The 6,679-nt window shown below is 48.0% G+C and carries 8 protein-coding genes; 2 read left to right on the top strand and 6 right to left on the bottom strand.

All coding sequences use genetic code 11. The annotated features are described in order from the left end of the window. Positions 1-166: 166 nt before the first annotated feature. Positions 167-1,366: a 2'-O-glycosyltransferase CruG gene (cruG, locus tag RMO52_RS00715; protein WP_310410099.1), complete on the bottom strand. Its 1,200-nt coding sequence runs from the start codon at positions 1,364-1,366 to the stop codon at positions 167-169. Between the two features lie 453 nt (positions 1,367-1,819). On the opposite strand from cruG, the gene RMO52_RS00710 reads away from it, so the two are divergent. Next, the gene (locus tag RMO52_RS00710; protein WP_309738167.1) at positions 1,820-2,227 is read left to right on the top strand and encodes a phosphomannose isomerase type II C-terminal cupin domain; all 408 of its coding nucleotides are present in this window, start codon (positions 1,820-1,822) and stop codon (positions 2,225-2,227) included. A 95-nt stretch (positions 2,228-2,322) separates the two neighbouring features. Next, positions 2,323-2,682: an iron-sulfur cluster assembly accessory protein gene (locus RMO52_RS00705; RefSeq protein ID WP_310410097.1), complete on the top strand. Its 360-nt coding sequence runs from the start codon at positions 2,323-2,325 to the stop codon at positions 2,680-2,682. Positions 2,683-2,732: 50 nt separating this feature from the next. Here the strand turns inward: RMO52_RS00705 and leuD are convergent, their stop codons facing one another. From leuD to RMO52_RS00680, 5 genes are all read right to left on the bottom strand, one after another. Then, on the bottom strand, positions 2,733-3,323 hold the full coding sequence (gene leuD / locus RMO52_RS00700; RefSeq protein ID WP_309738163.1) for a 3-isopropylmalate dehydratase small subunit: 591 nt from the start codon (positions 3,321-3,323) through the stop codon (positions 2,733-2,735). A 99-nt stretch (positions 3,324-3,422) separates the two neighbouring features. Beyond that, positions 3,423-3,812 (bottom strand): RidA family protein, encoded by a 390-nt coding sequence (locus tag RMO52_RS00695; protein WP_310410095.1) that lies wholly within the window; start codon positions 3,810-3,812, stop codon positions 3,423-3,425. 28 nt (positions 3,813-3,840) lie between these two features. Next, positions 3,841-4,131, bottom strand: coding sequence for a hypothetical protein (locus tag RMO52_RS00690; protein WP_310410094.1), 291 nt, complete (start codon positions 4,129-4,131; stop codon positions 3,841-3,843). 159 nt (positions 4,132-4,290) lie between these two features. Next, positions 4,291-5,565, bottom strand: coding sequence for a glycosyltransferase (locus tag RMO52_RS00685; RefSeq protein ID WP_310410092.1), 1,275 nt, complete (start codon positions 5,563-5,565; stop codon positions 4,291-4,293). A gap of 106 nt (positions 5,566-5,671) precedes the next feature. Beyond that, positions 5,672-6,679: TrpB-like pyridoxal phosphate-dependent enzyme (locus RMO52_RS00680; protein WP_310410090.1), on the bottom strand; the 1,008-nt coding region annotated here is incomplete at its 5' end.

Genomic DNA, 6,679 nt, shown 5'->3' with positions numbered 1-6,679 from the left:
TTGACTAGTACGATCGAGCCAGCAGAATAGTTCTATTAATTCTTGCTAATTATTGAAGTTAGCGATCGAGCGTGACTAAATTTATGGCAAGTCACTGTCGATCGCCAATTTTGAGTATTAATATTTATGACCGCGACCGATTAACATCGAGATGGCGATCGCGAGTTTAATAAACTCGACCCCGCCATTGTTTTGGTTGTTGAAAAGCCGATAGAAAGATCCTTAAAACTGCCACTGGATCGGCAAGCGGCGACAGCCAGAAGGATAGCGAAGCCCATGAAAACCCTTCCCGAGCATAGGAAGGATAAATCGCTAGTAATAGGGCAAATCGAACGATAACTAAAAATAAGTTTAGACCGATCGCCAGTTGCCATGTCAGGAACGAATTTTCCCATCCCCCAAGACTCCAAAAAGCGATCGTCAGCGGAATTGGTAAACCCTGCACCAAAACGAGTAACGCCAAATCGCTCCATAGCTGCGGCTTAGTCGTCGCATCCTTGAGATCCAAAGAGCGTCCCCATTCGCGCCATGTTTCCGCCATCCCCGCATACATCCGCACCCGAATTACCTTAGCTCCATCCAAAAAGCCAACCTTAAATCCTTGCTTGGCGGCATTTCGCGCCAAAGTCACATCATCGCAAAAAGAACCCGCTGCGCTAGTATAACCGCCCAATTGTTCTAATACTGTTCGCCGTGCTAAAAAGCACTGCCCATTTGCCATCACTCGATCGGGCGATTGCGCTCGCACTCCAGACGAATCAAACCGATACAGCAAAGTCATTAATAAAGCTGGTTGCAGCCACCACTCCCCCGCATCCTCAAGGATAAACTGCGGCGATAGTGAAACTAAATCGTAACCCTCCTCGATCGCCGCCGCCACCAAACTATTTACCAGTCCCGGTTGAGGTTGAGTATCCGCATCCACACCCAAAATCCACTCACTCTCAGCCGAACTACTTAAAAATCCCCAATGTAACGCCCACGGACGACCCACCCAACCCGCAGGTAACGGATCGTCAGTCATCAACTTGAAGCGAGAGTCGGCGCTAGCAGCCTCTTTAACCAGCTCCCGCGTCCCATCTTGAGAATTGCTATCAACGATGAGGATTTCCTCAACTACAGCGCCTTGCTGACTCAATCCATGCAAACAGGGCGCAATGCGATCGACCTCATTTAGCGTCGGTACGACCACACTCACACTCCCAACTCGATCTGGCGTCGCAAGCTGTGGCAGCAACGGCGGACGACGTACCGCCCCTTTTACCAATCGCGACAGGAGAATCAAACTAGCCGCACCCTGACACGATAACAATCCTAGTGCCACCGCACCCAAGATATCCCCACCTAATAAATTCACCCAAGCCACCTTTACTGCTATCGATCCTACCGAAGCTCAATAATACCAAATCTTGCATCAAAACAAAGTTACTAGCGATTCGCGCTCGTCGGGTTTCCCGACGGTTTAGCGAATCAAGACAGTGTTTTAGTGGATAGTGGATAGTGGATGGCGAAAAGTGGGTTTAGATTGCTGCTTCCGATGTTTATTAAGTAAATCTATCGTAAGATTTAACAATTTAATTGGCTTGTTGTCATGGCTTGAGTCGCAGCGCGATCGATAACAATCGCAAAGATCACCCCCGATCGGGCGAAATAATGATATTTTTTAGAAGTAAGTAAGGTAATTTTTCAGAAATCGTTTTTGTGCAGTTGAATCGGTATATTTGACGATTCGGAAGACCTACCGCTTTTGATAGAGTAGCGATCGGATGACTGTTAAACTTCAAAGCATGGTGCGCTAGAATCATTAATTTCAAAATTTATGACCCAAACCAAAACACCCAATCTTACACCAACACCGTCGCTACCCACAGGTACTGTTGCCGCAACAGAGTTACGTCCTTGGGGTTCTTTTACGATTTTAGAAGAAGGTAGAGGGCACAAGATCAAACGAATCGAGGTCAAGCCCGGACATCGCCTCAGCCTTCAGATGCACTACCATCGTAGCGAACACTGGATCGTCGTTTGTGGCACGGCAATGGTAACTTGCGACGATAAAGAGGAAATTTTACACAGCAATCAATCTACTTACGTTCCGGCTTGCACCAAGCATCGACTAGAAAATCCCGGCGTGATTCCCTTGGTAATCATCGAAGTCCAAAATGGCGAGTATTTGGGTGAGGATGATATCGTTCGGTTTGAAGATGACTATGCGAGAAACAACGGCTAGCAACTAGTCGATCTTGCCATTCCCGATCGCGGCTACACTCGATCGGGAAGCCCCAAAGAGCGTACAATCGAACATAAATTCAGATTGGATCGATCGTGATTGAGATTAGCAAGGCAGCAATCGCCGAAATTAAACGAATGCAAATGGCGCGCAATCTAGTTGAAACTAACTTGCGCGTCGGTTTTACAAATGGTGGGTGTGAAAATTTTTACTACACGATCGATTTCACAGACTCGATCCTAGAGCAAGAGCGAGTTTGCCGTGTCGATGGTATTTCGGTAGTAATCGATCGTCACCACCTGGCATATTTAGACAATCTTAAGTTAGATTATGCCGAGGATCTCATGGGTGGAGGTTTCCGGTTTGAAAATCCCCTAGCAACCAATGTCTGTGGCTGTGGTAACTCATTTGCGATCGCTCATGTCGAGTCGGAACGCTGGCAATTACCAACTTAGGCTTTAGGTTTTAGACTTTAGTCGTTAGGGGATAGGGGCTAGGGGATAGTTCACCAAGAAACATAAGGTAACTTTGCTGCGGTGACTTTGGTTCGATCGAGATTTGCGACTAATTGTCCGCAGGCATCCCAGGTGCCATTGGTTAATTGTTGGCGGGAACCCTCCCCGATCGAGACTGGGGCAGAAAACTCACCACACTGTACCTGTAACGCGTTCAGATCGACGGTAACTGCGCTCTTGGGGTGTGTCCGCAAAATCTCTTGCAGACGGGTTGTAGTGGCAGCATTGGCGGTGAGACAGGGAATACCCATCGCGACGCAGTTACCAAAGAAGATTTCGGAGAAGCTTTCGCCGATAACTAATTTAATACCCCATTTAGCTAAGGCTTGAGGTGCATGTTCGCGACTAGAACCGCAACCGAAGTTGCTATTGACGACTAAAATATTTGCACCTTGAAATTGGGGTAAATCGAATGGGTGAGCGCCTTTGAGCTGGATTCGATCGTCTTCAAATACACTTGCGCCTAAACCGTCAAAAGTGACGCAGCGAAGGAATCTGGCGGGGATAATGCGATCGGTATCGATGTCATTACCTGTCAGGGGAATGGCGGTACCGGAGATAGTGGAGATTTTGCTATTCATGGTTTAGAGATTAGAGAGTATTAGATGTCTTAATATATCTAGGGTTTGGCTCCCTCCCCTTATAAAGGGGAGGAGTAAGAGATTAGTGCAATCTGAAATCTACTGAACGATCGCTTCAGCTTCAATTTCGACTAAAATATCGGGGGAAATCAGACGGCTGACTTCTACCATTGCAGTCGTAGGGCGGATTTCGCTGAAGAATTCACCGTGGGCTTTGCCGATGAGTTCCCATTCTTCGATGTTAGTACAGTAGATGCGGGTGCGAACTACGTCTGAGAGGCTGGCTCCAGCTTGGTGGAGGGCGGATTCGATATTGAGGATGATTTGTTTGGTTTGGGCGTAGACATCGCCGATACCGACGAGTTCGCCTGCGGCATTTGCAGCGGTGGTACCAGAGACATGGATGGTGTTACCGATTTTGACGGCGCGGGAATAACCGATGATGGGTTCCCATTTGGAGCCAGTGGAAATATTTTGACGTTTTGACACTACTCTTTTCTCATATTTAGCTTAGTTATTATCCCTGAAATTGACTCATCAGCCATTGCCCGAATTGAGATTGGTCTGCTTCTTTGCTACGATTTAATGCTTCTACGATCGTGGCGATCGATAAGTTCGGAAATACCAGAGAACGATCGATTCTGCGGCTACCGCGATTCTCCGAAAGAGAGGCTTCGCCAACGAACATTTCAACAGCATAAATCTGAGTATTCTGGACATCTGCAATCCAATATATCGACGCATAATGCTTGCGATCGCGAAGTTCATTCAACGATGCCTCTCGATCGAGTGAGCCTCGAACGACCAAAATAATTATCTCCGATCGGCTATGCCAACGGCATAGCCGGACTCACATGCCCAGCTACTGAAATCGTCCAAATGAGAAATCTAGCCATATTATTATGCTGCAATTATTGGCTCTCCTGCTATTTTGGGGAAATAGCTTACTTAAACATCAATTAAGTAACTATGTTTGAGCCAATACTGGCTGACCTGTCTGCGCCACCTGTTCGACGATATCAGCAGCTCGACTCACTCCCCCAGCACGGCGAATTGCTGCTTGTAACCTCGTGGCATTTTGTTTGTAAGCATCTTCCGTCAACACTTTCTCGATCGCTACCTGTAGTCTGGAACTAGTTAATTTAGGGAGACTTATTACCTCTCCAGTACCCGTCCATGTAATCCGCGCTGCCACCCCTGGCTGGTCGTTAGCGATCGGAATCGCTACCATCGGTACCCCATTACTCAAAGATTCCAAAGCAGTATTCATACCCGCGTGAGTAATGGTCAGAGTAGCTTTTTGCAGTAGCTCTAACTGTGGTGCATAACCCACAACGAGGGGAGAACCAGGTAAATTTGGTAGAGATGCTGGATTACCACCACCCAGGGCAATGACTAACTGAGCATCTAACCCCACACACGCCTGAGCAATATTTTCAAACACCCCAATCAGCTTGTTTTGGAGAGTCCCCATCGAGGCATAAATCAGTGGCTGTCCAGTGAGCTGCTCAAATGGGAAATCAGCAGGTTCGCGACTATCGGGACGAGAATAAGGCCCAGTGAAATGGAAGCACTGCGGTAATTCCTGTCGAGGAAATTCAAATTCAGCAGGCTGTTGGCTGATTTGAGCCAGTTTGGAATAAGTGTCGTTAGGTTCTAAGTGTGGGGGTAACTGCCATTCTTGGCGATACTGGGCGACTGTGTTGACGACTGGTTTGGTAATCCGACTGAGCAACCGATAACCCAATTGATTGCGGAGTTGTGCCCACCAAGCTGGGTTGTAAGACCAATTTGAATTAATTGGTGGAATGCCTGTCTCTCGGTTCAACATCAGAGCGCAGGCTACACTGATAAAGGGTAACTTCAAAAAATCTGCAACCGTCCCACCACCAAACGAAGTTTGATCTACCAGTAATAGCTCCACACCTGCGGCGGAGATCGCATTGGGAGCTTCCCGCAAGATCGTTACTGTCAACTGTTGAAACAGGGTAATGGTGTATTTTAAGGCAGCTAAGCCACTCAATTTCCCTAGTTCGGCAAAAGATGCCGCTGACGATCCAGCGGGAAATTCTCGCTCGCCAATTACACAGAATTCTAATCCAGCAGCTAAAGTTTTAGCGCGAGCGTCAGGAATGCCAAATAAAGTTACGCGATGACCGCGCTGTTTCAGTTCGTGCCCTAGTGTTGTCATGGGATTAAGATGTCCAGTGGCGACAGGGCAGATGATGCCAAAATGAGTCATGTTCGATTTCTAGTATTTGGTAGGTCAGGATTTAGAGAAATTTCAATCGATCTCTTGAGGATTAAGCAGCTCGATCGATAAGCTCGATCGAGCTGTTTAACCATCATTAACCAAAGGAGGGCAATCCAGCCAGAGCCATTGCCACCTCTGCCGAACTATACTCGGTATCGACGAGTTTTCCGGCTTGATAGTCCATGTATGCTTGCATATCAAAGTGTCCGTGACCGCAAAGATTGAATAGAATTACCTTACTCTCGCCAGACTCCTTACATTTGAGGGCTTCATCGATTGCAGCCTTGACAGCATGATTCGCTTCTGGAGCGGGAAGAATGCCTTCAGACCGTGCAAATGTCAATCCTGCCGCAAAACAACCTAATTGATATTCCGAGCGCGCTTCAGCCAGACCTAGCGTGACTACATGACTCATTAATGGAGCCATCCCGTGATAGCGCAAGCCGCCAGCATGAATGCCTTCAGGAACGAAGGTGCTACCCAAGGTGTGCATCTTCATCAACGGTGTCAAGTGCGCCGTATCGCCAAAATCGTAGGCATACTTACCACGAGTCAAGGTGGGACAAGCCGCTGGTTCGACAGCGATAATTTCCACGTCGCGTTCGCCGCGTAACTTGGCACCTAGAAACGGAAATGCAATACCAGCAAAGTTGCTACCGCCACCCGTGCAACCAATGACTAGATCTGGATAATCACCCGCCATTTCCATCTGGACTAAGGCTTCCTGTCCGATGACAGTTTGATGGAGGAGAACGTGATTGAGGACGCTGCCTAAAGCATATTTGCTCTGCTCGTCAGCCGCTGCAATTTCGACAGCCTCACTGATGGCGATGCCCAAACTGCCCGTACTATTAGGATGCGTTGCGAGAATCGATCGACCAGCTTGAGTTTCGGTGCTAGGACTGGCAACAACTCTGGCTCCATAGGTTTCCATCAGGGCGCGGCGATAGGGTTTTTGGTTGTAGCTGACTTTGACCATGTAAACCACAACTTCTAGCCCAAAGAGCGCACCAGCGAACGCCAGTGAAGATCCCCACTGTCCGGCTCCGGTTTCGGTGATTAAGCGTTTGATGCCTGCTTGTTTGTTGTAATAGGCTTGGGC

Origin of the sequence: Chamaesiphon sp. OTE_8_metabat_110 (genome assembly GCF_031382685.1) — a bacterium.
Lineage (GTDB): Bacteria > Cyanobacteriota > Cyanobacteriia > Cyanobacteriales > Chamaesiphonaceae > Chamaesiphon.
Note: the sequence above shows the minus strand (reverse complement) of the source record. Positions and strands in the feature narration are given on the sequence as shown.